Below are 2,014 nucleotides of genomic sequence, written 5' to 3'. Positions count from 1 at the left end.
GGTGTTGTTTCCCGTGGTTTCTTGCCTGGCGCCCCCCCCCCCCCCGCGGGCCCCCCCCCCCCCCCGCCCCCCCCCCCGGCCGGGCCCCGCGCGGGGGGGGGGGGGGGGGGGGGGGCGCGCGGGGCCCCCCCCCCCCCGCCGCGGCGTGGGGCTCCGGGACCCGCGGCTCCCTCGGCCGGCGGCGGACGGCGCCCCCTACGACCGTCCGCCCCCTCCTCCCCAGGAAGCGCCGATGTCTTCTTCACCCGTCCCCCGGCTGCGCGCCGATGTCTCCGGACTGCCCCGCTACGTACCCGGCCGGGCCGCTCCCAGCGACCTGGTGGACAAGCTGTCGTCGAACGAGAACCCCTTTCCCCCGCTGCCGTCGGTCGTCGCCGCGATGAGCGAGGAGCTGGGGCGCGTCAACCGCTACCCCGACGCGGCCAACGGCGAGCTGGTCACCCGGCTGTCCGCACGGCTCGCGGTGCCCCCCGAGCACGTCGTCCCCGGCACCGGGTCGCTCGGGGTCACCCGGGATCTGCTCTGTGCCGCCGTCGGTGAGGGCGACGAAGTCCTGTTCGCCTGGCGCTCGTTCGAGGCCTACCCCCGGCTCGTCTGGTCCACCGGCGCCACTCCGGTACAGGTCCCGCTGCGCGACGAGCGGCACGACCTCGACGCCATGGCCGACGCGCTCACCGACCGCACTCGCCTGGTCCTCGTGTGCAACCCCAACAACCCGACCGGCACCGCCGTGCACCGGGGCGAGCTCGAACGCTTCCTCGACCGGGTGCCGGGCGATGTGCTGGTCGTACTCGACGAGGCGTACCGCGAGTTCGTCGACGACACCGACGTGCCCGACGGCATCGCGCTCTACCGCGACCGCCCCAACGTCGTCGTGCTGCGCACCTTCTCCAAGGCCTACGGCCTGGCGCGGCTGCGGGTCGGCTACGCCGTCGCGCACACCCCGGTCGCGGCCGCGCTGCGGGCCTGCTCGGTGCCGTTCGGGCTCAGCGGGCTCGCCCAGACCGCCGCCCGCGCCTCACTGGACGCGGAACCCGAACTGCTGGAACGGGTACGGACCCTGGTGGCCGAACGCGCCCGGGTCGTCCGCGCCCTGCGCGCCGCGGGCCGGAGCGTTCCGGACAGCCAGGCCAACTTCGTCTGGCTGCGGCTCGGCGCCCGCACCCAGGCGTTCGCCGACGCGTGCCTGGAGTCGGGAGTGATGGTGCGCCCCTTCGGCGACGAGGGAGTACGGATCACCATCGGCACACCCGAACAGAACGACCGCCTGCTGAAGATCGTGGGCGACCTGCGGATGTGAGGGCCCGGTGGGGTGGGCCCGGGTCGGTGCGGCCCGAGTGGGCGAGACCCGGGTCGGTGAGGCCCGGGGCGTGAAGCCGCGCGCTCGGGCCGCACTCCGCACCCGCTCCAGCGCCGCTCTCGAACCGCGCCCTCAAACGCTCCAGCCCCGCTCTCGAACCGCACTCGCGTGCGGGCGATCGGCCCTGCCCGGGGCATAGCTTGACCGCGGCAGCACGGAAGCGAGGTGGTCGTCCCGCCGCCGCACGAGGCTCCTGAAGCTGCACGTTCCACTGACTCACCTCCTCGAAGGGATCCGTTCCCGCCCTGCGAGGGAACACAGCAGGAGGAAAGAACGTGTCAGAAGCACCGGCCGTGAACCTCACCTTCCGGGAGCTGGACGTACTGGGTCTGCTCGCCCAGGGGCTGAGCAACCGGCTCATCGCCCGGCGGCTCGACATCTCCGAGAAGACCGTGAAGAACCATCTCGGCAGCGTCTACTGCAAGATCGGCGCCAGCCACCGCACCCAGGCCGCCCTCTACGCCCGTCACGCCGGCCTGAGCGCCCCCCAGGAGGCGGCTCCGGCGGACGGAGCCGATCTGACGGCACGCGAGCGATGCGTACTCGGGCTGCTGGCCGAGGGGCTGAGCAACCGGCTCATCGCCCGGCGGCTCGACATCTCCGAGAAGACCGTGAAGAACCATCTCGGCAGCGTCTACTGCAAGATCGGCGCCA

Annotated in this window: 2 protein-coding genes; both read left to right on the top strand. The window is 73.6% G+C overall.

Annotated elements, in window-relative coordinates; translation table 11 throughout:
• Positions 1 to 232: 232 nt before the first annotated feature.
• Complete coding sequence (gene hisC / locus ACZ4LX_RS18270; protein WP_467645494.1) at positions 233 to 1,300, top strand: histidinol-phosphate transaminase; 1,068 nt, start codon at positions 233 to 235, stop codon at positions 1,298 to 1,300.
• 335 nt (positions 1,301 to 1,635) lie between these two features.
• Positions 1,636 to 2,014, top strand: a 379-nt coding sequence (locus ACZ4LX_RS18265; RefSeq protein WP_467721221.1) for a LuxR C-terminal-related transcriptional regulator, incomplete at its 3' end; no start/stop codon positions are given.

The sequence above is a fragment of the Streptomyces sp. NPDC026062 genome (assembly GCF_055568375.1).
This window is presented reverse-complemented; position numbering and strand designations above follow the sequence as displayed.